The sequence below is a fragment of the Streptomyces sp. NPDC006516 genome, assembly GCF_040611875.1.
Taxonomy (GTDB): Bacteria; Actinomycetota; Actinomycetes; order Streptomycetales; family Streptomycetaceae; genus Streptomyces.
The window spans coordinates 98,126-121,840 of record NZ_JBEXPD010000017.1; the positions used below are offsets into that span (position 1 = coordinate 98,126).

The following is a 23,715-nucleotide window of genomic DNA, read 5'->3' on the forward strand; positions in this document are numbered from 1 at the left end:
AACGTGTCGCGCACAGCGATCATCAGTGACCGGAGGATCACGGGCCTGTCGGCCGTTGTGATCGCGGAACTCGTTGCCGAGGTGGGGCCGTTGTGGCATGAGCGACACCAGGCCAGGCTTGCGTCCCGGCCGCGGAAGCGTGCTGTGGGCGCTGGTGCGAAGTACCGTATGGTCTTCGTCGATCGGCTCCTGGCCACGCTCGTGCACCTTCGTCACGGGGTCACTCATGATGTGCTGGCCTGCTGGTTCGGCGTGGACCGCTCGACTGTCACCCGGGCCATCGGCGAGGTGCGGCCCCTGCTTGCCGAGCGAGGATGCACCATCAGCCCCGACGTGCGGCTGCGAACCCTGGCCGAGGTCGTCGGCCACCTAGGCCAAGCCGGGAAAGCCTGCATCATCGACGGCACCGAGATCCGAGTCCGCCGCCCGGCCGTCGGCCACAAGGACCGGGACAAGTTCATCTCCGGCAAGAACAAGCAGAACGCCGTGAAGGCCATGGTCTTCACCGACGAGGAGGGGCGGCTGCTGTACTGCAGCCCGACCACGCCCGGAAGCTGCGCGGACATCACCCACGCTAGAGAGTTAGGGCTGGTCAAGCTCCTGGCCGACGGTCCGGCGGTCGAGATTCTCGCCGACGCTGGCTACCAGGGGCTCGGCGCTCAGACCGGTGGCCGGGTGGTGACACCACCTCACCGCAAGTTCAAGAAGAACGCCCCTGACTGGTATGAGGAGATGCATGAGCGACAGCGCAAAGCACACTGCTCACGCCGCATCCGGGTCGAGCACGGCATCGCGCACCTGAAGAACTGGCGAGCCCTCGCCCGCCATCTCGGCCGCCGCGAGCACATGGACGACACCGTCCAAGCCATCGCCGGCCTGCTCTCCCATCAGCAGACCGCAGACCTGATCTCGGCTCGGACGTGAGCACCGAGGCCCCACCGACCTCTTCGACGTCTCACCGCTCGAAGAGCCCGACCGGCAAGGACAGGAAGGCGAACTTCTGGAACGAGGTCGGTCACGTCCGGTCCAGCCCCCGGCCCAAGCGGCCGCCGCCAGGGAGGCGGTCAGTCCGGAATCGGGATGCGGATCCGGAGAGTACTGCCGACGCCGGGGGGAGAGTCGATGGCCAGCTTGCCGTCGAAGGCTGCCACTCGGTCTGCCAGGCCGATCATTCCGCTGCCTGCGTTGACCATGTCCACACCGCCGATGCCATCGTCGGAGACGGTGATCCTCAACGTGTCGACGAACTCGAGGGAGATGTCGATCCTGGACGCCTGGGCGTGCTTGACCGCGTTGGTGACAGCCTCGGCTACTACGAAGTACGCGTTCGACTCGACCGTCCGGGAGATCCTGCGTTCATCCTTGCTCTCGACAACGACCGCCACCGGGCACCGGGCCGCTAGATCCCGAACAGCCGCGACCAGGCCCTTCACCGTCAGCACGAGCGGGTAGATCCCCGAGGCGAGTTCCCTCAGCTCGTTGATCGCAGTCTGGGCGTTGTCGATCGACTGGTCCAGCAGGTCGACCGCGGAAGTTTCCGTGGCGGGTATCAGCTCCCGCGCCAGCCGGAGCCCGATTATCAGGCTCACCAGGCGCTGCTGCGCCCCGTCGTGCAGATCCCTGGCGGTCCGGCGGTGTACGGCTTCGGTGCTCTCCATGATGCGGCGGCGGCTGTCCTGGAGGGAGGAGGCCATGTGGTTGAAGGAGGCGCCCAGTGTCCTGATCTCTGCCACCTTGCTGGGTGCCACCCGCACGCTCAGGTCACCGCCGGCCAGTTCCCGTGCCGCTGCCGCAGCCCCACGCACCGGCCGCACTACCGCGCGGTGCTGGAGCACCGTAAAGACGGTTACGAGCGCGATCGATACTGCAAGCCCCAGGGCGGCGGCGACCACGGCCTGCTGGCTGTTGGCTTCTGCGGCATCCTCACGCTGTGCCAACTGAACACGCTCATCCTTGACGTAGCGATCGAACTCTGCTCGCAGTGCAACGACCCTCTCCTCGCCCTCGGAGGCCTCCTTCAGGCCGGAGGCGGCAGGGTCGCCACGCCGGACCATGTCGACCAGGGGGATCGAGTAGCTGTCGAGAAAGGACTGCACCCCCTGGGCGATCTGTTCGGCGGCACGCCGTTGTTCGACGGAGGTGGTGTTCTCGGTGAACCGCCGCTTCTCCTCCGGCAGCGCGTGGCGCGCCGCGACCCATGGGGCGAGGAAATCTTCGTGCTCGGTGATGACGTAACCACGCTGCCCCGTCTCCAGGTCGACGAGTAGCTGTTCCATGGATCCTGCTTCCACCAGGGCGGACCGGGAGGCGCGCCTGGCCGCGGTGGAGCTGTTCGAGTCGGCGATGGCCCACATGAGTACGGCGAAGCCGACACCGATGAGCAAAGCGAGCAGACCACTCGCCGCGATGGTGAGGCTTGTCAGCCCCAGTAGTCGACCTCTGTGTTCCCGCCCTGCGCGCATGGTCCGCCTGCCGATGGAAAGAATTGAGACACTCAGAGTGTGCAACGCATCTGCGGACGAAAGAAAACATGTCCGAATAGTGTCCCTGTGGGGCGGCCTTCGGGGATTAATCAACCGATATGGCAGTGCTCATAACCTTTTGCCGTTTGTCGCACTCCCGGTAGTCCGAGGACCATCGCTGACGAAGACGGTGCGGGCCGCACCCACCCCATGGAGAAGTACACCGGTACCGGGGCCGTCGGGACCCGGTGCGATGTGCACGACACCTCCGTACCGGTGCACGGGTGCGACCGGCCCGGGGGCCTCCTGTGCGTGTACCGGCTGAACAGATCGTGCTGGATCGTGCTCAGGGGCGAGGGATGTTGCGAAGGTTTGTGCGAGCGAGGTGAACCATGCGCCCGACTCCGCCTGTGAGTATGGTGCGACCTGCGGACAGGGCGAAGCCGCTGACCTGGCCGGCAGTCGTCCTGGGCGGGATGGCCAGTGCGTCCGGATCGGTGACCACGTCGACAAGGGCCGGCCCGTCGTGAGCGAACGCCTCGCGCAGAGCGCCGCGTACCTCGGCCGGAGTCTCCACGCGGATGCCGCGCGCTCCGGCGGCGATGGCGATGGCGGCGTAGTCGGTGTGGGGGTAGCCGGTACCGTGCGGGGGCAGGCCGTCGACCATCATCTCCAGATCGACCATGCCCAGGGAAGAGTTGTTGAAGACGACGACATTCACGGGGAGGTCGTACTGGACCGCGGTGAGGAAGTCACCCATCAGCATGGAGAAGCCGCCGTCCCCCGAGAGGGACACGACCTGCCGACCCCGGTCGAGGAACTGGGCACCGATCGCCTGCGGCATGGCGTTCGCCATCGAACCGTGTACGAAGGAGCCCAGTACACGGCGCCGGCCGTTCGGGGTGAGGTAGCGGGCTGCCCAGACACAGCACATACCGGTGTCCACGGTGAAGACCGCGTCATCGGCGGCCTCCTCATCCAGTACCGATGCTACGTACTCGGGGTGGACGGGTGTGAGTGACTCGACGCTGTGCGTATAGGCGCCGACCGCCTTCTCCAGAGCGTGGGCGTGCTTGTGCAGCATCCGGTCCAGGAAGCGCCGCGACGGCTTCTCCTGCACGACCGGCGTCAGGGACCTCAGCGTCTCGCGTACATCTCCCCAGACGGCGAGTTCCAACTGCGTCCGTCGGCCGAGTCGTTCGGGCTGGATGTCCACCTGCACCGTCTTCACGTTCCGCGGAAGGAAATGCGAGTACGGAAAGTCGGTGCCCAGAAGGATCAGGAGGTCACACTCATGCATTGCCTCGTAGGCGGCGCCGTACCCCAGCAGACCGGACATGCCGACGTCGAACGGGTTGTCGTACTGGATGTGATCCTTCCCGCGGAGCGCGTGACCCACAGGCGCCTTGACCTTTTCCGCAAAGGCCATCACCTCGGCGTGTGCACCAGCCACCCCCCGGCCGCAGAACAGCGTGACCTTCCCGGCGGCGTCCACCATCTCCCTCAGCCGGGCCAGGTCGTGGTCGGCAGGCCGGATCGAGGGCCGGTCCGTCTGCACGGTCAGTTCGGCTCCGCCGGGAGGGGCGTCATCCTCCGCGACATCCCCGGACAGGGCCACCACTGACACCCCGCGCCGGCCCACCGCGTGCTGGATCGCCGTCTGCACCACACGAGGCATCTGCCGGGGGGAGGAGATCAGTTCCGAGTAGTGGCTGCATTCCGCGAACAGCCGGTCGGGGTGGGTCTCCTGGAAGTAGCCGGTACCGATCTCACCGCTGGGTATCTGCGCGGCCAGGGCGAGGACCGGCGCCATCGACCGATGGGCGTCGTACAGGCCGTTGATCAGATGCAGGTTGCCCGGCCCGCAGGAGCCGGCGCAGGCCGCAAGCCGCCCGGTGAGTTGTGCTTCGGCGCCGGCGGCGAACGCCGCCACTTCCTCGTGACGTACCTGTACCCACTCCAGAGACCGATGCCGCCTCATGGCATCCACCACGGGGTTCAGGCTGTCCCCCACCACGCCGTACATGCGACGCACGCCCGCACGGGCCAGAAGATCGACATACTGCGCGGCGACGCTCTGCTTGGTCACTGCTTTCCTCCAGCTGATTGGCCATGGAAAGGGTCAGATTAGTGAGCGGTCACAAGGGGCCTGTCCCGTCAGTGCACTTCTTCAGAACCCAGAACGCACCAACCTTGCAAGCCTGGCGACGATCGAGCCCGCTTGACGCTGAAGCCCGGGCCGAGACGGCCGGGGGTGCGGTCGGCCGCGGACTGCGGGATGCCGAACGAGGGCGGACTCGGTGGAGCGTCAAGTTCGTCCGCCAGCGGATCGCCACGCGCAGCACGCGCTCCTCCGGCGGAGGGAGCGGGGCTGTCCAGAAGGCCTCGACGCCGTGGTCACACCAGATGCCGCATGTTCATCTCGTTGGGGGCAGATCATCAACATCACCATTCGGTCCCTACACCGATCAGCGAAGCGGAAGAGCTCCAGGGTTTGGGCATCGTCAAGCATGACTCCCTCATGGAAGAGTGAGGGAAGACGGTGATCCGGTTTTCACACAGCCGGTGCATCACGACGGCGACGCCTCAGGGGCGGCCGTGCAGAGGTGTGGACCGGCCCTCGGGTTCCGTGTCGTGGCGGGGGATTCTTTCCTTCCCGTGCATAGGCGTGTCACGAGACTGCACAGTGTGCGATCTGCGGCTCAGGACGGGCTCCGCCGGGCCTTTACTGGGTGTCTGAATCCACACTTCGGAAAGGCACACTCATGGCCACGTTGACGGTCTGGAAGTTCAACGCGCCCGAAAGCGCACAGCAGGTGGAACGGGCATTGCTCGACCTGCAGAAGCAGGAGCTGATCAAGGTGGTGGACGCCGCCACTGTCAGTTGGCCGGCAGGGGCCAGGAAACCGAGGACGAAGCAGCTCACTGACCTGACAGGGATGGGTGCTCTGTCGGGCTCCTTCTGGGGTCTGCTCTTCGGTCTGCTCTTCCTCATGCCACTTCTGGGAGCCGCCGTCGGCGCCGCTGCCGGTGCTCTGGGTGGCAGGTTGGCCGATGTGGGCATCGACGACGACTTCATCGAATCGGTCACCTCCCAAGTGACACCGGGCACGTCAGCGCTCTTCCTGCTGTCCGAGGGCGAGGTGGTGGACCGTGTGAAGGAGGCCATGCCCGAGGAGCACGCGGAGTTGATCCGATCGAATCTCGACAGGGAGCAGGAGGCCACTCTGCGGGAACTATTCGAAGGGTGACACGCCGACAGACCAGCCGACCGGTCGGATCACTCAGCGGTGAGGCTGCCGGTCGACCGGAGGTGCTGACCTCGTCAGAGGCATGGTCGCCACCTGCCCATAGTGGAGGCATTCGGCGGAGGATACGCCTTGTCCGCGCGGATCGTGAGTGCCTGGCTGTCGTGCATGTTTGCACCGGACACCGCGACGGCCAGCGGCGGGCGCAATAAAGGCAGCAACTGCATGTGCTGTCCGAGGACCGGGGCCCGACCGACCGGATTCGGCCCGGTCAGCGCCCCGGTACAACCGCCGCCACGGTCTCGACTCGGTCCACACGGTGAACCGGCGGTGCGCGGCGGCTGCGCGGCCGCAACCTCGTCCCACGCATCGCCCAGCCGGGTAACGAGTCCGGCGAACGCCTCGGCCGGCACCGCTGGAAAATCGAGCGGTCGATCTCCTGGCTTGTCGACTACCGCCCCCTCACCGTCCCGTGCCAGCGAAGAAAGGCAGCCACTTCCTTGCCTTCCTCAGCCTCGCGGCGGACCTTCACCTGCGACAAGAGACTCGCGAAGCTCGCTACGTGAGACAACCTCATAGCGATCGTGGTGGAGGAACAGCGCTGATGGCGTGGACGGGGCGTTCGGCGTTGTGGGCGCGGAACGGCCCATTTTCATCTGACGCCGCGTGCTGATCCGCCGGAAAAGTGCGGGGGGTCCTGGCGTGCGAGCCGGTTGAGTTCCCCTAGGGGCAAGAGGTGTGCATTCCGGGCAACAATAAAAAGTGGTCTGTCGGTAGGCTGCATGGTGAATGGGAATCGATCTCCTGGTGGATCGACCCGAAACCGTGCCATATTCCGGCCTCTCCGACTTCTCTCATGAGTCTCTGGTGGTCCTGCCGAGGAGCGATGGGTGCGACGTATCGACTTGTGGAGCAGAAACGCAATGCGATGCTGTGCGAGGGAAAGAGGGATGCGGCGCTGGTCCAGACTCAAAACGGTCCGTGCCCGCCATCGAAGCTGAAAGGGATCGAATGAAGATCGACAGTAAATCCGGTTCCCCGTCTTACGTTCTCTTCGGTGCCGACGCCCAACCGACCACTTTGCTTCACGCACTCGGCGATGTCCGGGTGGGTGACATTCTGAGAGCTCCAAGCCGCAGGCTGACGTGCTCTCACGCCGAGTTCTTCCCAGCGGCACCTCCGGACGGTCACTCGGCCCACTGCGGCGGCGGAGGAGGCGGGTGCCGCGCGGACTCCATGCCGGTATCTCCAGGCATGCAGGATCCGGTGTTCGGCGTATCCGAAGCCGACCTGTTCCCAGACCTCCTCGGAAAAGGTGCCGTCCGCTTCCTGGAGATGTCTTTCAGATTCATGGCTGAGGTGCGGGCGGGGGACGTCCTCCATCCGATGCTCATAGTGACTGATCTCCGATCGCAGAATGAGGAGAACGTTGTCACTGCGCGGGCAACGATGCACAAGCAGAACGGGGAATTGGTCCTCTCTGGTCAGTATAAATATTATTTGCAGCGTTGACGCCGACGCGCTGTTTCATGGTCGGTGCCCCATTATGTGCGGCGCATGTTCAGAACTCGGTTATCGTCTCCTCGATCGGGGAGCGGCCGGACGGGAGAATCGTGAAACCCCAGACCAAACCGCTTCTCCGCGCCTGGGAGTGGCAAGTCGAAGCGGCTTGTCGAGGCATGAAGAGCTCAGTCTTCTTCTCTCCTCCGCGAGAGCGTGGAAACGCGCGCAGGCGGAGGGAGGACGGTGCGCGTGCTGTGTGCATTGCCTGTCCGGTGAGATCGGACTGCCAGGCCTTCGCTGAAACGTTCCGCCAACAGTACGGCGTGTGGGGTGGTACCACCGAGCGGGAGCGCCGGGACCAAAAGTAGAGCAGCAGGCAAGCCGTGGTGGCGCGCTTCCTGAAGCAGAGGCGCCGTCACGAGCAGCCCACGCCAGCTACCGATGGCGGGCGTACCGCCGAGGGAAGGAACGTGGCCACGGCGGTGTTGGAGCGGCACAGAATTAAACAGACCGGTCTACTTAATGCGGGAAGCCACATGCGGAAACAGTCCACCAAGCAGGATCACGACATGGCAGGGCGAGGGGCCGGTCTTGCCCGGCACGGCACCGGGAGGTTCAGTGCGCTGCCCCCGCGTGTGGCGTTCTACCTGCTGGCCTCGATCGTCGTGTCGTTCCTGGCCGCCTCCAGTGCTCCTACACCGTTGTACGCCGTCTACCAGGCGCAATGGGATTTCAGCCCACTGACCACCACCGTGGTGTTCGGTGTGTACGCGATTGCCGTCCTGGTCGCGCTGCTCACGCTCGGGCGGTTGTCCGACCACCTCGGCCGTCGACCGGTACTGCTGGCGGCACTCGCGGCGCAAGCGGGGGCGATGGTGCTTTTCGCTACCGCGCCCGGTGTGCCAGAACTGTTGATCGGCCGCATCGTCCAAGGCCTCTCGGCAGGAGCCGCGCTGGGTGCCGTCGGTGCCGGGATGCTGGACATCGACCGGTCCCGCGGGGCCATCGCCAACTCCTTCACGCCTGGGCTGGGCACGGCCACCGGGTCTCTGGCCTCAGCCTTCCTGGTGCAGTACGTGCCGGCACCCACGCACCTGGTCTACCTCGCACTGGTGGTCGTCATGGCGGTGCAGGCGGTGGGTGTGGTCCTGATGCATGAGACATTGACGCCCGAGCCTGGAGCGCTGGCTTCGCTGGTGCCCGTCATCAAGTTGCCCAGGACTGTTCGGCGCGCCGTCCTGAACGCAGCACCAATCTTGTTCTCCGTCTGGGCCCTGGCGGGGTTCTACGCTTCGCTGGGCCCGTCCCTGGTGCGCGCTTTGACCCACTCCACATCAGCCGTCTACGGAGGGCTGGCTCTGTTCGTGTTGGCCGGGGTCGCCGCCGCTGCGACTCTCGTGCTGCACTCGGCGCCGCCGCGCACAGTTATGTTTATCGGGATCGGCACTCTTGTCGTCGGCGTCGCGACAACCCTGGTCGCCATAGAGGGCGGTTCCCCGGCGCTGTTCTTCTTCGGTTCGGCCGTCGCCGGTATCGGCTTCGGCAGTGGATTCCAAGGCGGTATCCGCACGGTGATGCCACTGGCCGCCGCCCATGAACGCTCAGGTGTCCTGTCGCTGTTGTACGTCGTGTGTTATCTCGGCATGGGAGTGCCATCCGTGGTGGCCGGCTACCTGGTCGTTCATGCCGGGGGTCTGCTGATCACGGCGCGGGAGTACGGTGCCGGCGTTATCGCTCTCGCTCTGCTGGCCCTGGTCGGTCTGCTGTCCGAACGGCGCGTCGTGAGTCAGGACACGGTGGCAGGGTGACCCCGGTCGAATACGAGACCGTCATGACCGCACCGGCTCTCCAGGCCGCGTGACTGAACCTGTCACCAACGCTGCATCAGACCCTTCTGCGAGGCGTGAGGTTCACGGGGTGTGGCCCGCTGAATCGGTCGTATCTGCAACGCCGACAGCCAGTGGCCAAGGAAGCGAGCGGCGACGCGCACCACGCTCTGAGCACGCGCAGTCCAAGGCACCCAGCAGATGCGCAAGCTCGTGGGCGCGGACGGCGCCTGTGGTCTGTGGTGGAGCGCCGTCCCGACCGTCGGGTGTGGGGCGGCCGCGGTGTTCGATCTGGCCTGGACGTGGGGATGGGCGTCTCAGAGGATTCCCTTCCACGGCTACGGCCGCGGGCCGGATCGACCGCGGAGACAGTCGATCTGGTACTGCGCCTGGCTTCTCCACTCCGCGTTGCTGGCTGCGTGCTGCGCTGCGTACGTCACCATGCGCAGCTCACGGGCGCGCGCGAGGACGGGATAGCCCTCCCACGCCGTCACGTCGTACCCGTGCACCGCACAGAAGCGGTCGTACTCGCGTGCGCTGACGGCGCCCGTGGTCTTCGCGCGCACTGCAGTGGACACGAGGTCCCACTCCGGGGGCCCGACAGAAAAGCGCTCCAGGTCCATCATCAGGACCCCATCGGCAGTGCGGACGATGTTGCCGGGCCAGGCGTCACCGTGCACGGCCCGATCAGGGAGACCGGCCGGCCGCTCGGCCCAGGCCGCTAGGAGGTCGCGGTGAAGGGCGTGCAACCACGGCTTGTCGTCGTCGCGGATCGTGGTGGCCGCGTGCAGCCGTTCGCCGACCCGGACGAAGGGATCGAGGTACCCCAGCTCGATCGCCGGCGGGGGCAGGGAGTGGAGCCTCGTGAGGAGTTCAGCGACATCCTCAACCGAGCCGTGCTGCTGCGGCGGCAGTTCCGCCCAGAAGGTGACGGGTCTCCCGTCTGCCTCTACCGGCTGCTCCACGTCGGCTAGGCGAACGGCCGGGACGTTCTCCTGGGCGAGCCAGCGTGCGACGCGCACCTCGCGGGCCGCCGCAGCGCTCGGTCCCTCCCGGGCGATCCGTACGATCACCCGCTGACGAGGCAGCCGCCATATCTGGTTCTCGGCCAGACGGAGAGGCTCCGCTCCGTGCGAGTCCAACCCGACCGCCGAACAAGCCTGCTTCAGGACATGACGTGCAGATTCGGATGCCGAAGGAGTCATGCGGAAACCGTAGCGGCGATCCGATCTCGCAACGCTGAAGCCTCCTGGACAGTCCGATGCTTGGAGGCGAATTGGCCGAGCTGCCGCAGATCGTCGGCGGCTCGCCGGGAGGTGAGTCGGCCTACCTCGTTCAAGGCGTCGTGGCCGAGCGCCGCCGCCTGGCGAGGGTCTCCCTTGGCCATGAGCAGGGAGGCCAGCTTCGTCCGCGAGATCGCACGTGACCGCTTGTAGGCGGCCGTGTGTCCTTTCACTGCTGTGTTGAATCGGCGCGCTGCCCGGCCCGGGTCCTGCCCGGCGAGGATCGCGAGATCGAAGAGGGCGTGAGCCGTGTCCCCGTTGTGCTGCGCCTCGTCGTAGTAGGCCATCCACGGCGATTCTTCGCTGGGCCGGGTTCGAGTGAACGCCTCGTCTGCGGCACCGACGGCCGCCATCGTGTTCCGGACGTTGCCCATCTTCCCGAAGGCCCTGGCCCTTGCCGTGTGAAGCATCGCCTGCTCGGACGCCGTCAGGCGGTCGGAGCGCACAAGCCCCTTCTCGGCGTACGTAAGGCCGTCGTCGGGGGCCCCGATCCACACGGCTTGCCGTGCGAGGAACGAGTACGTCTTGGCCCGCAGATGCCATTCGCCGGCCTCCTCGGCGCAGTCTGCTGCGAACCGGAACGTCTTTGAGGCTTCATCGTGGTGATAGGCGTCGAAGGCAGAGGCGCCGACCACGATGCCCAGCCGTGACACGGCGGCGAACAGGTCGGTTGGGACTGCTGCATGATCGGGTGGCTTGCCGGGTTCTCGATGTGGGTGCCGATGGCCGACCGGACGCGGTCAGCGTTACACGACCGACCTCGGACGTTGCGGGGCCACTTCGGGGGAGACCCTTCAGTGAAGGCTGACGGGCGCTCAGGTTTAACTGACGTACCGTCAACCATGCAAGATCACCTTGCACACGCGTTGCACAAGGTGCTGAAAAGCAACAGTGATCAGTGAAGGGCCGTGAAGGTAAGTATTCGCAGGTCAGATGGCATGGTGCGGTGTTGTGCCCCTTAGCTCCAAGGGGCACAACACCCCACCGTCAGATGTCCCGGAAGATCTCGATCTGCGCCCCCACCGAGTTCAGCCGTTCCGCCAGCTCCTCGTACCCCCGGTTGATCACGTACACGTTGCGGAGCACGGACGTGCCCTCCGCCGCCATCATGGCCAGCAGCACCACCACCGCCGGCCGCAGCGCGGGCGGGCACATCATCTCGGCGGCGCGCCAGCGGGTGGGGCCCTCGACCAGGACGCGGTGCGGGTCCAGGAGCTGGAGCCGGCCGCCCAGGCGGTTGAGGTCGGTGAGGTAGATCGCGCGGTTGTCGTAGACCCAGTCGTGGATCAGGGTCTGGCCGTGCGCGGAGGCCGCGATCGCCGCGAAGAACGGCACGTTGTCGATGTTCAGGCCCGGGAAGGGCATCGGGTGGATCTTGTCGATGGGCGCCTCGAGCTTGGAGGGACGGACCGTCAGGTCCACCAGCCTGGTGCGGCCGTTGTCCGCGGCGTACTCCGCCGTGCGGTCGCAGTCGACGCCCATCTCCTCCAGGACCGCGAGCTCGATCTCCAGAAACTCGATCGGGACCCGGCGGATCGTCAGCTCGGACTCCGTCACCACGGCGGCGGCGAGCAGGCTCATCGCCTCGACCGGGTCCTCGGAGGGGGAGTAGTCGACGTCCACGTCGATCTCCGGCACGCCGTGCACCGTGAGCGTCGTCGTGCCCACGCCGTCGACGCGAACGCCGAGCGCCTCCAGGAAGAAGCACAGGTCCTGGACCATGTAGTTGGAGGAGGCGTTACGGATGACGGTGGTGCCGTCGTGCCGGGCGGCGGCCAGCAGGGCGTTCTCGGTCACCGTGTCGCCGCGCTCGGTCAGCACGATGGGGCGCCCCGGGCGGACCTGGCGGTCGACCTGCGCGTGGTAGAGCCCGTCGGTGGCGGCGATCTCCAGGCCGAAGCGGCGCAGCGCGATCATGTGCGGCTCGATGGTGCGCGTGCCGAGGTCGCAGCCGCCGGCGTACGGCAGGGTGAAGCGGTCCGTGCGGTGGAGCAGCGGGCCGAGGAACATGATGATCGAGCGGGTCCGGCGTGCGGCGTCCGCGTCGATGGCTGCCAGCTCCAGCTCGGCGGGCGGCAGGATCTCCAGGTCCACGCCGTCGTTGATCCAGCGGGTACGCACGCCGATGGAGTTGAGGACCTCCAGGAGACGGAAGACCTCCTCGATGCGCGCCACCCGGCGCAGCACGGTACGGCCCTTGTTGAGCAGCGAGCCGCAGAGCAGTGCGACGCAGGCGTTCTTGCTCGTCTTGACGTCGATGGAGCCGGAGAGCCGGCGTCCCCCGACGACCCGCAGATGCATGGGGCCGGAGTAGCCGAGAGACACGATCTCGCTGTCGAGGGCTTCACCGATACGGGCGATCATCTCAAGGCTGATGTTCTGGTTGCCGCGCTCGATACGGTTGACGGCGCTCTGACTCGTGGCGAGCGCCTCGGCGAGCTGACTCTGTGTCCAGCCACGATGCTGACGGGCGTCACGGATGAGCTTGCCGATACGTGCGAGGTAGTCGTCTTCCATGCCTGCACGCTATCTCAGATATGAGATGAAGATCGTGCCGGGGGTGTGCGAGTCGGGTAACAGCACTGTGCCGGGCCGCGGGTGGAGGCCTGATTCGAGGATCAGGCGCACCCGGCGGCCCGGCGTGCGGTGTTCCGCCGATCGGGTGAGTCAGCTGCGGCGGCTGCGCTTCGTCGTCTTCCGCCAGCCGAAGGGGCCGGGCAGGTCCATCGACGTGGTGCGTCGACCGGTGCTGCTGTGGGTCCGCTTCGGGCCGTGCCGTCCACCCGTCGTGACGGACCACGAGCGTCGGTTGATGTTCAGCCGGACGCCCGGGAGAATCTGAAAGCTCTTGCGGAATGTGAGCGGCATCTGTGCCTCCTCTGTCAGAAGTACGGGTATCCCGAACCGGCGAGCGCATGCGCGGCAATTTGTGGTGGTCCGAAGCGGCGGGGCGTGCGCGGGAATCCGCGGTATCCCGAAGCGGCGGGGGCGTGCGCGGGAACGCGTACGGACGCGCTCGCCGGTGCGCCGGGCCTCGCTGACCGCGCGTCAGCCGACCGGGTCCGGTCCCCGCAGTGCGTTGGCCAGGGGCGCCGCCACGTGCCATCCCGTCGACGCGTACAAGGCGCGGCCCTCCGTCGTGGACGCCAGGAGGCCCGCCGTGGCGCCCCGTGTGGCGGCGGCTTCGGCAAGGGTGTGCATGATCACCCGGCCGAGCCCGCGGCGCCGGTGTGCGGGGTGGGTCTCCACCTTGTCGACGACGGCGGTGGCGCTGGTGACCGCGGTCTGGCCGCGCGCGGCGGTGGTGCCGTCGGACGCGTGCACCCGCGCGTGGACGACGCCGGAGCTGGTCCACGTGCGGAGCCGGTAGCCGCCGGGAAGGGGAGGCGGGGTGTGGGTGCGAGGGGCGTGCAGCGTCGTGGACATGAGGAAGCCGGGCGGGTCCGGGAGCGACCAGCCGGGCGCCGTCCAGGACGCCAGGGACTCCACCGGTACGAAGGCCTTCAGCCGGACGCCGGGCCCGGTGGTGCTCTCGGTCAGCTCGCGCACGGTCGCCTCGTCGGCGGTGGGCAGGATGTGACTCGTGGTGTGCCTGGGGTGGCCGAGGCGCACGGTGAAGCCCCACGGCTGCCGCACCGGCTCGGCGGCGCCGCGTGAGAGGGCCCACCCGTGGACCCACGCGTGTACGGCCTCAGAGGTGTTGGTGAAGTGCACGATGCCTTCCCGGGCGAGGTGGTCGTCGTCGGTCTGTGCTGCCGCACCGGGCGTGGAGCGCTGCGCGCGGTGACCTTTCGTCACGCTCGGTCGCGTACGCGTCCTGCGCCTCCACCGATACGCCGGCTCCCGGTCGCCGGGCGGATCGGTCCGGCCCGGGGGGGGGCGGCCGTGCGTCATCACGGAGTGGCGCCGGACACGGGCGCCCGGGCATGACCGCGCGGCGGCGATGTACTAGAGTTATCTCGACATCGAGATATCTGCCGAGGCGCACCGCAGCCGCCGCTCAGTAAGGGTTACCTAACTAACCCTTACCTTAGCGGATGGTGGGGGCCGCAGGCGGCGCCGGCCGCACATGAGGCGCGGCGCGGTTGAACGCGCACATTGAAGAAGGAGACTGTCGTGTCGGCGAACAGCTTCGACGCCCGCAGCACGCTGCGCGTGGGCGACGAGTCGTACGAGATCTTCAAGCTGGACAAGGTCGAGGGCTCCGCGCGCCTCCCTTACAGCCTGAAGGTGCTGCTGGAGAACCTGCTCCGCACCGAGGACGGCGCGAACATCACCGCCGACCACATCAGGGCGCTGGGCGGATGGGACTCGCAGGCCCAGCCCAGCCAGGAGATCCAGTTCACGCCGGCCCGCGTGATCATGCAGGACTTCACCGGCGTTCCCTGTGTCGTGGACCTCGCCACCATGCGTGAGGCCGTCAAGGAGCTCGGCGGCGACCCGGCGAAGATCAACCCGCTGGCCCCGGCCGAGCTGGTCATCGACCACTCCGTCATCGCCGACAAGTTCGGCACCAACGACGCGTTCGCCCAGAACGTCGAGCTGGAGTACGGCCGCAACAAGGAGCGCTACCAGTTCCTGCGCTGGGGCCAGACCGCCTTCGACGAGTTCAAGGTCGTCCCCCCGGGCACCGGCATCGTCCACCAGGTGAACATCGAGCACCTGGCCCGCACGGTCATGGTCCGCAACGGCCAGGCGTACCCCGACACCCTCGTCGGCACCGACTCGCACACCACCATGGTCAACGGCCTCGGCGTGCTGGGCTGGGGCGTCGGCGGCATCGAGGCCGAGGCCGCGATGCTCGGCCAGCCGGTCTCCATGCTCATCCCGCGCGTCGTCGGCTTCAAGCTGACCGGCGAGCTTCCGGCCGGCACCACCGCCACCGACCTCGTGCTGACCATCACCGAGATGCTCCGCAAGCACGGCGTCGTCGGCAAGTTCGTCGAGTTCTACGGTGAGGGCGTCGCCGCCACCTCCCTCGCGAACCGCGCCACCATCGGCAACATGTCGCCCGAGTTCGGCTCCACCGCCGCGATCTTCCCGATCGACGACGAGACGCTGAAGTACCTCCGCCTGACCGGCCGTGACGCACAGCAGGTCGCGCTCGTCGAGGCGTACGCCAAGGAGCAGGGCCTCTGGCTCGACCCGGCCGCCGAGCCCGACTTCTCCGAGAAGCTGGAGCTCGACCTCTCCACGGTCGTCCCCTCCATCGCCGGCCCCAAGCGCCCGCAGGACCGCATCGTCCTGGCGAACGCCAAGGCGAAGTTCGCCGAGGACGTACGCAACTACGTCACCGACGACATGGAGGCGAGCAAGGAGTCCTTCCCGGCCTCCGACTCGCCGGCCGTCTCGCCCAACGGCGTCCCGTCGAACCCGGTCACCGTGACCGCCCCGGACGGCACCACCTACGAGCTGGACCACGGCGCCGTCACGGTCGCCGCGATCACCTCCTGCACCAACACCTCGAACCCGTACGTCATGGTCGCCGCGGCGCTCGTGGCGAAGAAGGCCGTCGAGAAGGGCCTGACCCGCAAGCCGTGGGTCAAGACCACCCTCGCCCCGGGCTCGAAGGTCGTCACCGACTACTTCGACAAGGCGGGCCTGACCCCCTACCTCGACAAGGTCGGCTTCAACCTCGTCGGCTACGGCTGCACCACCTGCATCGGCAACTCCGGCCCGCTGCCGGACGAGGTCTCCAAGGCCGTCAACGACCACGACCTGGCCGTCACCTCGGTGCTCTCCGGCAACCGTAACTTCGAGGGCCGGATCAACCCCGACGTCAAGATGAACTACCTGGCGTCGCCGCCGCTGGTCGTCGCGTACGCCATCGCTGGTTCGATGAAGGTCGACATCACCAAGGACGCCCTCGGCGTCGACCAGGACGGCAAGCCCGTCCACCTCGAGGACATCTGGCCGACCGAGGCCGAGGTCAACGACGTCGTCGCCAACTCCATCGGCGAGGACATGTTCAACAAGTCCTACCAGGACGTCTTCGCGGGCGACGCCCAGTGGCAGGCGCTGTCGATCCCGACCGGCAACACCTTCGAGTGGGACTCCGAGTCCACCTACGTGCGCAAGCCCCCGTACTTCGAGGGCATGACGATGGAGACGACCCCGGTCGAGGACATCACCGGCGCCCGGGTGCTCGCCAAGCTCGGCGACTCGGTCACCACCGACCACATCTCCCCGGCCGGTGCGATCAAGGGCGACACCCCGGCCGGCAAGTACCTCACGGAGCACGGCATCGAGCGCCGTGACTTCAACTCCTACGGCTCGCGCCGTGGTAACCACGAGGTCATGATCCGCGGCACGTTCGCCAACATCCGCCTGCGCAACCAGATCGCGCCGGGCACCGAGGGCGGCTACACCCGCGACTTCACGCAGCAGGACGGCCCGGTGTCGTTCATCTACGACGCCTCGCAGAACTACCAGGCCGCGGGCACCCCGCTCGTCATCCTGGCCGGCAAGGAGTACGGCTCCGGCTCGTCCCGTGACTGGGCGGCCAAGGGCACCGCGCTCCTGGGCGTCAAGGCCGTCATCGCCGAGTCGTACGAGCGCATCCACCGCTCGAACCTCATCGGCATGGGCGTCCTGCCGCTGCAGTTCCCGGAGGGGCAGACCGCCGAGTCCCTCGGCCTGACCGGTGAGGAGACCTTCTCCTTCTCCGGCGTGACCCAGCTGAACGACGGCACCACGCCGCGCACCGTCAAGGTCACCACCGACACCGGTGTGGAGTTCGACGGCGTCGTCCGCATCGACACCCCCGGTGAGGCGGACTACTACCGCAACGGCGGCATCCTGCAGTACGTGCTCCGCAGCCTGATCCGCAAGTAAGGACCCAGGAAGTGAGCGAGGGCCGCACCCCCGGGGTGCGGCCCTTCGCCGTTAGGCTCGAAGGTCAGATGAAGAACAACCTCGCCTCGCCGGCGGCCAAGGCCGGACACGAGTCCGTGCGGCGTCACAACCTGAGCCTCGTCCTGCGGACCGTCCGGGACGAGGGCGAGGTCACCCGTGCGCGGGTGGCGAGCCTCGTGGGCCTCACCAGGGCCGCCGTCTCCTCGCTCGTGGAGGAGCTGCTCGCGCTGGACTGCCTCAGCGAGTCCGGCAAGACCTCCAGCGGCTCGGCCGGGCGCCCCGGAACCGTGCTGAAGCTGTCCCGGACCGGGCCGGCGGGCCTCGGGGTGGAGATCAACATCGACTACGTGTCGGTGTGCGCCGTCGACCTCACCGGCACCGACCGGGTCCGGGTCACCGAGCACACCGACCACCGGGGCGTCCCGGCCGCCGAGGTGCTGGCCCACGCCGCCCGGCTCACCAACCGCGTCATCGCCTCCACCCGGGAACAGGAACTCCGGGTGGTCGGAGTCGAACTGGCGCTGCCCGGCCTCGTCTCCGGTGGTGTCGTCCGGCAGGCCCCGAACCTCGGCTGGAGCAGGGTCGCGGCCGAAGGGATCTTCGGGCAGGCACTCAGCACCCTCCGCCCGGCGGGGCGTGCCCTGGCCGTCGGCTCCGACAACGAAGCCAACCTGGCAGCCCTGGCCGAGCTCTGGTTCGGCGGGCTCGGTGGCGTACGCACCTTCCTCTATCTCACCGGTGAGATCGGCGTCGGCGGCGCGCTCGTCGTGAACGGCGAGATGCTGCGCGGAGCGCACGGTTTCGCGGGCGAGATCGGGCACATGGTCGTCGACCCCCAGGGCCCGCTCTGCCGCTGCGGGGCGCACGGCTGCCTGGAGCAGTACGCGGGCCGCGCGGCCCTGCTGCGTGCGGCCGGGATGGACCCGGCCACGGGCGTACGCGGCATCGCCGAGCTGGAGCAGCGGGCCGCGTCCGGCGACAGGCGGGCCGTCACGGCGCTGCGCGACGCGGGGGACCGGCTGGGTGTGGTGCTGGCCGGCGCGGTGAACCTGTTCGACCCGGAGGCGGTCGTCCTCGGCGGGATCTACCGCACCCTGATGCCGTGGCTGGAGGAGTCCGCCGACGCCCAGCTCACCGCGCGGGTCGTCTCCGGCCGATGGCACGAGAACGGCAGCCGCCTGCGCGCCTCGTCCCTCTCCGGCGACGCGGCCCGCGGCGCGGCGGCCCGGGTGGTCCACGAGGTTCTGGAGAACCCGGCGGCGCACGCGGTGCGTTGACCGGTGGAACCGCCTACCCGCGTACCCGGCCCGGCCGCGTAGGTCTCCCGCGCCGATTCACGAGGCCGGTGGTTTCGCCGGTGCGCGCTCGCGGGTCCCCCCGGCACCGTCGTGGGGAGGCGGGCGGACGGCCTGCCGGCGGCAGAGAGGCGTGCTCTTGACCAAGTGGCGCACAACCTTAAGGCTGGCGGTGGTCTCCCTGGCCACCATTCTTCTGGGCACGGGCGCGACGGCTACGGCCCTCCCCGCCCGGGCGGCGGACCCGGCGGCCCACCGCGACAGCACGGCGGTCCCGGGGGTGAGCGGACCGGTCGCCGGTTCCGTGCCCGGTGACCCGAAGGCGGACGACATCGCCGGCACCTATCCCTGGCTCTCCGCGCCAGGCCTCGCCGAGGCCGGTTACGTGGAGGAGGAGTTCTACCTGTCCGGGCGGGCGGACGCCTACGGCCCCGACGGGGAAAAGGCCGCGGACGACGTGCCGTACACGACCCGCATCATCGTGCGGCGGCCGGGCAACCCGGCGCGTTTCAACGGCACGGTGCTGACGGAGTGGCAGAACGTCAGCGGCGGTTACGACCTGGACGCCCTCTGGGCGCCTGACCAGATCACCCGCGCCGGATACGTCTGGGTCGGCGTGTCTGCCCAGCGCGTCGGCGTGGACCACCTACGCGGGTGGAGCCCCGCCCGCTACGGACATCTCGACGTGACGGGACAGGGGCGCTTCACGGCCGACGAGATGTCCTACGACGTGTACGCGCAGGCGGCCGCAGCGCTGCGCGCGGGGACCGGCAAGGTACTCGGCCCCCTCCGGGCACGCACGCTGCTCGGCATCGGGGCGTCGCAGTCGGCGGGCCGGATGACGGTCTACTACGACAGGGTGCTGCCCCGGACAGCGCCGGTGTTCGACGGCTACGGCTTCGTCGTCGGCTCCGCACCCACCCGCAAGGGTGGCGAGCCGGTGTTCCACGTGCTCTCGGAGACCGACGTACGCACCCCCCTGCGGCGGGCGGACGACAACGGCTACCGACGCTGGGAGGTGTCCGGGGCCGCGCACTCCGGCCGGTACGGGCAGGCCTACCGGGAACCGCTGCTCACCCGTGACCTGGGAGCGGCGCCGACGTTCTCCTGCGCCCGGCCGCCGTACAGCGAGGTGCCGTTGCACCACGTGATCGCCGCCGCCTACACGCACCTGGAGCGCTGGGTCGAACACGGTGTGCTCCCGCCGGCCGCGCCGCCCCTGGAGTTCGCCCCCGACGGCACCAAGGCCCGGGACGCCCTCGGACTGGCCCGGGGCGGAATCAGGCTCTCGCAGGTCGGGGTTCCCATCGCACTGAACACCGGGGACAACACGGGAGAGACGTTCTGCGTGTTGTTCGGGACCCATGTGCCCTTCAGCGGGGCACAGCTGGACCAGCTGTATCCGACGCACGCCGGCTACGCGGCCCGGGTCGCGGCAGCCGACGCCCGTGCCGTGCGGGAGGGCCACCTCCTGCCTGCCGACGCGATCGTGAACCTGCGGGACGCGGTGTCCTCGGACGTGGGCCGGGACTGATGCTGCTGTCCGTCCGGCCGTGGGAGCGCGTGACCCCGGCCGGGCACACAGCATGCCGATCGGGCCGTGCGGCCGTCCGCCGCCTCCGCCCGGGGCTCGGCTGTGCCGGGTCCCGGGGAAGGGCGGGCTGGAGGACGGCCTCGCCCAGGCTCCGGGTTCGCAGCTCAGTGATCTCCTGGTACTCCGGGTCGGCGACCATGCGGCTGAACGCCTCACGGCTGGGCTGGCGGACGAGCGGTCCGGCGTCCCGAGCCTCGCCCTCGGCGGCGACCAGGGGAGTGTCCCCGTCTCCTGCGTAGACCAGTTCGCCCCCCGTAGCGGTGGAGGAACTCGGCGGCACGGCGCGAGGGTAGGAGTCTCGGCTGGATCGCCGCGAACGGGACGGCGGACCGGTGGACCGGATCCGCCGGTACACACACGACCGGGGGCGTACGCGCCGTCCTGCGCGCGTACGCCCCCGGTCGTCGTCGGATCCGGTCAGGCCTTGTGGGCCGCGATCAGCTGCTGATACCAGCGGTAGCTGTCCTTCGGGGTGCGCTCCAGGGTGTCGTAGTCGACCCGGATGATCCCGAACCGCTTCGCATAACCCAGCGCCCACTCGAAGTTGTCCAGCAGCGACCACACGTAGTAGCCGCGCACGTCCACGCCCGCGTCCATCGCCGCACGCAGCGCCGTCAGGTGGGTGCGCAGGTACTCCACCCGGTCCGCGTCGTGGATGGAACCGTCGGCCTCGACGCTGTCGAACTCCGCCGAGCCGTTCTCCGTGATGTGCACCGGCGGCAGGGCATCGCCGTACGTCTGCTTCAGCGCGGTCAGCAGATCGGTGAAGGACTCCGGGACGACCGGCCAGCCCATCGCCGTCTTGCGGACGTCGGGGTAGTTCCCCTCCGCGTACCGGTTGTCCGTGGCCACGCGCAGCGCCGGGTCCGCCTCGCGGTGCGGGGCGGCGGCGACCACGATCGGCCGGTAGTAGTTGATGCCCAGGAAATCCATCGGCTGGGAGATCAGTTCCAGGTCGCCCTCGCGGCGGAAGTCCTGGCCGGTGATCAGCTCGCCCCAGGTCTCCTCCTCGGTGGCCGGGTAGCGGCCCGCGAGGAGAGGCTCGGTCCACACCAGGTTGTGCTGGGTGTCCGCGCGGACGACCGCGGCGAGGTCGGCGTCCGACTCGGTGGCCGGGACGTTGCGGTCCAGGTTGAGGGTGATCCCCGCCTCGCGGACGCCCGCCGCGCGCAGCGCGTTCATCGCGTGGCCGTGACCGACCAGCAGGTGGTGGGCGGCGGCCAGCGCCCCGCGCCCCTCCTGCGCGCCGGGCGCGTGCCGGCCCACGGAGTAGCCGAGGAACGCGCTGCACCAGGGCTCGTTCAGGGTGATCCAGCGCGGCACACGGTCGCCCAGGTGCTCCGCGACGATGGCGGTGTACTCGCCGAAGCGCTCGGCGGTCTCACGCGAACGCCAGCCGCCCTTGTCCTCCAGGGCCTGCGGCAGGTCCCAGTGGTAGAGCGTGGCGGCCGGCTCGATGCCCGCCTCCAGCAGCGAGTCGACGAGCCGGGAGTAGAAGTCGAGCCCCTTGGGGTTGACCGCCCCGCTGCCCGTCGCCTGGATCCGGGACCAGGCGATCGAGAAGCGGTAGGACTCCACGCCCAGGTCGCGCAGCAGGGCCACGTCCTCCGGGTAGCGGTGGTAGTGGTCGCAGGCGACGTCACCCGTGTCGCCGCCGTCCGTCCTGCCGGGCTGGTGGCTGTAGGTGTCCCAGATGGACGGGCCGCGGCCGTCCTCCTCGACGGCGCCCTCGATCTGGTACGACGCCGTGGCCGCGCCGAAGACGAACCCGGGCGGGAAGACGGGGAAGTCACTCATGGAAACCCTTACTTGACCGAGCCACCGGTGATGCCGGCGGCGATGTACTTCTGGGACAGGACGAGAAGGACGGCGGCCGGCACCGCCGACAGCACCGAGGCGGCCATGACCGAGCCCCAGTCGCCGACGTGCGCGCCGATGTACTGGTAGATGCCCAGGGTGATCGGCTTGACGTCGTCGGTCGTGTTCAGCGTGAGCGCGAACATGAAGTCGCTCCACGCGTACAGGAACGAGAACAGGCCCGCGGTGATCAGCGAGTTGCGGCTCATCGGCAGGACGACCTGGAGGAACGTACGGATGCGCCCCGCGCCGTCGACCTCGGCCGCCTCGATGACCTCGCGGGGGATCGACACCATGAACGAACGCATCAGCACGATCGCGAACGGGATACCCAGGGACGCGTCCGCCAGCATCAGGCCGAAGTAGGAGTTGACCAGGCCGAGGTCCACGTACGCGCTGTACAGGGCGTTCGCGATGACGATGCCCGGCACCATCTGGGTGATCAGCGTGCCGAAGACGATCGTCTTGCTGCCGCGCAGCTTGAACTGCGCCAGGCCGTACGCCGCCGGCGCGGAGATCGCCAGGCAGATGGCCACGGCGCCGAGCGCCACGGCCAGCGAGGTCAGCAGATTGCCGCCCTGCTCGGTGATGGCCGAGGTGAAGCCGGAGAAGTCGATACCGGTCGGAACCGGTCCCACGTCCACCAGGCTGGCGTCGGGCTGCAGCGCGGTGTTGATCATCCAGTACAGCGGGAACAGCATGACCGCGAGGATGACGACGCCGAAGACGGTCGCACCCCAGCGGCGCTTGGGCCGGTGGACGGTTGCGGGAGCCGGGGCGGCGGGGATCTGGGTGGTGGTCGCCATGCCGGTCACTTCCCCTCGTTGCGGTTGACCCGCAGGTAGAACACCGCGAAGACGGCGGAGATCAGGATCAGGATGTTGCCGACCACGGCACCGGCCCCGAAGTCCATCTGGACGAAGGAGTTCTGGTACGTGAGCGTGCCGAGCGTCTGGGTGGAGTCGGCGGGGCCGCCGTCGGTGAGGGCGAGGACCAGGTCGAGGATCTTGACCGTCGACATGAAGCCGAGCACCAGCACCACGGTGATGACGGGCTTGAGCATGGGCAGGGTGACCGAGCGGAACGTACGCCAGGCTGACGCGCCGTCGAGGGCCGCGGCCTCGTTCAGCTCCTTGGGGACCTCCTGGAGGCCGCCGTAGAGGATCACCATGTTGAACGGGATGCCGATCCAGATGTTCACCAGGATCACCGAGATCAGCGCCATGCTCGTGCTGGTGAGCCAGGGCGTGTCACCGGGGAGGCCGATGGTGCCCAGGAAGGAGTTGAGGACACCGGTGTCCTGGTCGAAGATGCGCCGCCACACGATGCCGGAGACGACCATCGGGACCAGCCACGGCAGCAGGATCAGCGAGCGCAGGATGCCGTTCAGCGGGAAGCGGCGGGTGAAGAAGACGGCGAGCGCCAGGCCGATGCAAAACTGACCGACGAGCGACCCGATGGTGAAGAGGATCGTCTGCCACAGGGCCTTGCCGAACAGCCCGTCCTCGAAGACGTTGCTCCAGTTGTCCGTGCCGTTGAACGGCGCCTCGCCGGTGAAGAAGGTGGACGGCGAGTAGTCCTGGAAGCTCATGACGATGTTGCGGACGAGCGGGTAGCCGAAGAACAGCGCCATGAAGATCACGGCGGGGGCGATGAACCCCCACTGGGCGAGCACCCTGCGCCGCTTGGCGCTCCGCGGGTTCACGGGCTTCTTGACCGCGCCGGCCGCGGGGGCCGTCGGGTCGGCCGGCAGCGCGGTGGCCGAGGCTGTGGTGGATGACATGGTTCGTTA

The 23,715-nt window shown here is 68.3% G+C and carries 18 protein-coding genes; 8 read left to right on the forward strand and 10 right to left on the reverse strand.

Going from position 1 to position 23,715, the window contains the following annotated elements; genetic code table 11:
- Positions 1-3 precede the first annotated feature (3 nt).
- Positions 4-924 (forward strand): transposase family protein, encoded by a 921-nt coding sequence (locus ABZY45_RS31680; protein WP_356745596.1) that lies wholly within the window; start codon positions 4-6, stop codon positions 922-924.
- A gap of 140 nt (positions 925-1,064) precedes the next feature.
- Here ABZY45_RS31680 and ABZY45_RS31685 read toward each other — a convergent pair whose 3' ends face one another.
- Positions 1,065-2,462, reverse strand: a complete 1,398-nt coding sequence (locus ABZY45_RS31685; RefSeq protein WP_356745598.1) for a CHASE3 domain-containing protein — start codon at positions 2,460-2,462, stop codon at positions 1,065-1,067.
- A gap of 346 nt (positions 2,463-2,808) precedes the next feature.
- Entirely contained in the window at positions 2,809-4,551 is a 1,743-nt protein-coding gene (locus ABZY45_RS31690; RefSeq protein ID WP_356745600.1) for a pyruvate dehydrogenase, read from the reverse strand.
- A 676-nt stretch (positions 4,552-5,227) separates the two neighbouring features.
- Between ABZY45_RS31690 and ABZY45_RS31695 the strand changes: the two genes are divergently transcribed.
- The 4 genes from ABZY45_RS31695 to ABZY45_RS31710 all read left to right on the forward strand — a co-directional run bounded on the left by ABZY45_RS31695 (position 5,228) and on the right by ABZY45_RS31710 (position 9,021).
- Positions 5,228-5,713: a DUF1269 domain-containing protein gene (locus ABZY45_RS31695; RefSeq protein WP_356745602.1), complete on the forward strand. Its 486-nt coding sequence runs from the start codon at positions 5,228-5,230 to the stop codon at positions 5,711-5,713.
- Positions 5,714-6,721: 1,008 nt separating this feature from the next.
- Positions 6,722-7,222: a MaoC family dehydratase gene (locus tag ABZY45_RS31700; RefSeq protein WP_356745604.1), complete on the forward strand. Its 501-nt coding sequence runs from the start codon at positions 6,722-6,724 to the stop codon at positions 7,220-7,222.
- 17 nt (positions 7,223-7,239) lie between these two features.
- Positions 7,240-7,581 (forward strand): WhiB family transcriptional regulator, encoded by a 342-nt coding sequence (locus ABZY45_RS31705; protein ID WP_356745659.1) that lies wholly within the window; start codon positions 7,240-7,242, stop codon positions 7,579-7,581.
- Between the two features lie 168 nt (positions 7,582-7,749).
- A complete protein-coding gene (locus ABZY45_RS31710) occupies positions 7,750-9,021 on the forward strand; it encodes an MFS transporter (RefSeq protein ID WP_356745606.1) in 1,272 nt (423 codons plus the stop codon).
- Between the two features lie 356 nt (positions 9,022-9,377).
- Here ABZY45_RS31710 and ABZY45_RS31715 read toward each other — a convergent pair whose 3' ends face one another.
- The 5 genes from ABZY45_RS31715 to ABZY45_RS31735 all read right to left on the reverse strand — a co-directional run bounded on the left by ABZY45_RS31715 (position 9,378) and on the right by ABZY45_RS31735 (position 14,036).
- Complete coding sequence (locus tag ABZY45_RS31715) at positions 9,378-10,112, reverse strand: aminoglycoside phosphotransferase family protein (RefSeq protein WP_356745608.1); 735 nt, start codon at positions 10,110-10,112, stop codon at positions 9,378-9,380.
- A gap of 128 nt (positions 10,113-10,240) precedes the next feature.
- Positions 10,241-10,975: a hypothetical protein gene (locus ABZY45_RS31720; protein ID WP_356745610.1), complete on the reverse strand. Its 735-nt coding sequence runs from the start codon at positions 10,973-10,975 to the stop codon at positions 10,241-10,243.
- A 334-nt stretch (positions 10,976-11,309) separates the two neighbouring features.
- Complete coding sequence (locus ABZY45_RS31725) at positions 11,310-12,839, reverse strand: UDP-N-acetylglucosamine 1-carboxyvinyltransferase (protein WP_356745612.1); 1,530 nt, start codon at positions 12,837-12,839, stop codon at positions 11,310-11,312.
- Positions 12,840-12,989: 150 nt separating this feature from the next.
- Positions 12,990-13,190 carry a DUF4236 domain-containing protein gene (locus tag ABZY45_RS31730; protein WP_327113347.1) on the reverse strand — a complete coding sequence of 67 codons (201 nt, stop codon included), beginning with the start codon at positions 13,188-13,190 and terminating at the stop codon, positions 12,990-12,992.
- Positions 13,191-13,370: 180 nt separating this feature from the next.
- On the reverse strand, positions 13,371-14,036 hold the full coding sequence (locus tag ABZY45_RS31735) for a GNAT family N-acetyltransferase (RefSeq protein WP_356745661.1): 666 nt from the start codon (positions 14,034-14,036) through the stop codon (positions 13,371-13,373).
- Between the two features lie 402 nt (positions 14,037-14,438).
- Between ABZY45_RS31735 and acnA the strand changes: the two genes are divergently transcribed.
- From acnA to ABZY45_RS31750, 3 genes are all read left to right on the forward strand, one after another.
- Positions 14,439-17,156 (forward strand): aconitate hydratase AcnA, encoded by a 2,718-nt coding sequence (gene acnA / locus ABZY45_RS31740; RefSeq protein WP_356745614.1) that lies wholly within the window; start codon positions 14,439-14,441, stop codon positions 17,154-17,156.
- A gap of 68 nt (positions 17,157-17,224) precedes the next feature.
- The gene (locus ABZY45_RS31745) at positions 17,225-18,454 is read left to right on the forward strand and encodes an ROK family protein (protein WP_356745616.1); all 1,230 of its coding nucleotides are present in this window, start codon (positions 17,225-17,227) and stop codon (positions 18,452-18,454) included.
- Positions 18,455-18,611: 157 nt separating this feature from the next.
- On the forward strand, positions 18,612-20,006 hold the full coding sequence (locus tag ABZY45_RS31750; protein WP_356745618.1) for an alpha/beta hydrolase domain-containing protein: 1,395 nt from the start codon (positions 18,612-18,614) through the stop codon (positions 20,004-20,006).
- A gap of 477 nt (positions 20,007-20,483) precedes the next feature.
- Here ABZY45_RS31750 and ABZY45_RS31755 read toward each other — a convergent pair whose 3' ends face one another.
- From ABZY45_RS31755 to ABZY45_RS31765, 3 genes are read right to left on the reverse strand one after another with little or no spacing between them, the layout of a single operon-like run.
- Entirely contained in the window at positions 20,484-21,863 is a 1,380-nt protein-coding gene (locus ABZY45_RS31755) for a GH1 family beta-glucosidase (protein WP_356745620.1), read from the reverse strand.
- A gap of 8 nt (positions 21,864-21,871) precedes the next feature.
- Positions 21,872-22,729, reverse strand: a complete 858-nt coding sequence (locus ABZY45_RS31760) for a carbohydrate ABC transporter permease (RefSeq protein ID WP_356745622.1) — start codon at positions 22,727-22,729, stop codon at positions 21,872-21,874.
- 5 nt (positions 22,730-22,734) lie between these two features.
- Entirely contained in the window at positions 22,735-23,706 is a 972-nt protein-coding gene (locus ABZY45_RS31765) for a sugar ABC transporter permease (protein ID WP_356745624.1), read from the reverse strand.
- Positions 23,707-23,715 lie beyond the last annotated feature (9 nt).

What these genes read in the sequence shown, in the direction of transcription:
- ABZY45_RS31730 (WP_327113347.1), bottom strand. Translation starts at nt 13,190, where the DNA reads ATGCCGCTCACATTCCGCAAGAGCTTTCAGATTCTCCCGGGCGTCCGG.
- ABZY45_RS31710 (WP_356745606.1), top strand. Translation starts at nt 7,750, where the DNA reads ATGCGGAAACAGTCCACCAAGCAGGATCACGACATGGCAGGGCGAGGG.
- ABZY45_RS31695 (WP_356745602.1), top strand. Translation starts at nt 5,228, where the DNA reads ATGGCCACGTTGACGGTCTGGAAGTTCAACGCGCCCGAAAGCGCACAG.
- ABZY45_RS31725 (WP_356745612.1), bottom strand. Translation starts at nt 12,839, where the DNA reads ATGGAAGACGACTACCTCGCACGTATCGGCAAGCTCATCCGTGACGCC.
- ABZY45_RS31745 (WP_356745616.1), top strand. Translation starts at nt 17,225, where the DNA reads ATGAAGAACAACCTCGCCTCGCCGGCGGCCAAGGCCGGACACGAGTCC.
- ABZY45_RS31755 (WP_356745620.1), bottom strand. Translation starts at nt 21,863, where the DNA reads ATGAGTGACTTCCCCGTCTTCCCGCCCGGGTTCGTCTTCGGCGCGGCC.
- ABZY45_RS31705 (WP_356745659.1), top strand. Translation starts at nt 7,240, where the DNA reads ATGGTCGGTGCCCCATTATGTGCGGCGCATGTTCAGAACTCGGTTATC.
- ABZY45_RS31760 (WP_356745622.1), bottom strand. Translation starts at nt 22,729, where the DNA reads ATGGCGACCACCACCCAGATCCCCGCCGCCCCGGCTCCCGCAACCGTC.
- ABZY45_RS31765 (WP_356745624.1), bottom strand. Translation starts at nt 23,706, where the DNA reads ATGTCATCCACCACAGCCTCGGCCACCGCGCTGCCGGCCGACCCGACG.
- ABZY45_RS31685 (WP_356745598.1), bottom strand. Translation starts at nt 2,462, where the DNA reads ATGCGCGCAGGGCGGGAACACAGAGGTCGACTACTGGGGCTGACAAGC.
- ABZY45_RS31700 (WP_356745604.1), top strand. Translation starts at nt 6,722, where the DNA reads ATGAAGATCGACAGTAAATCCGGTTCCCCGTCTTACGTTCTCTTCGGT.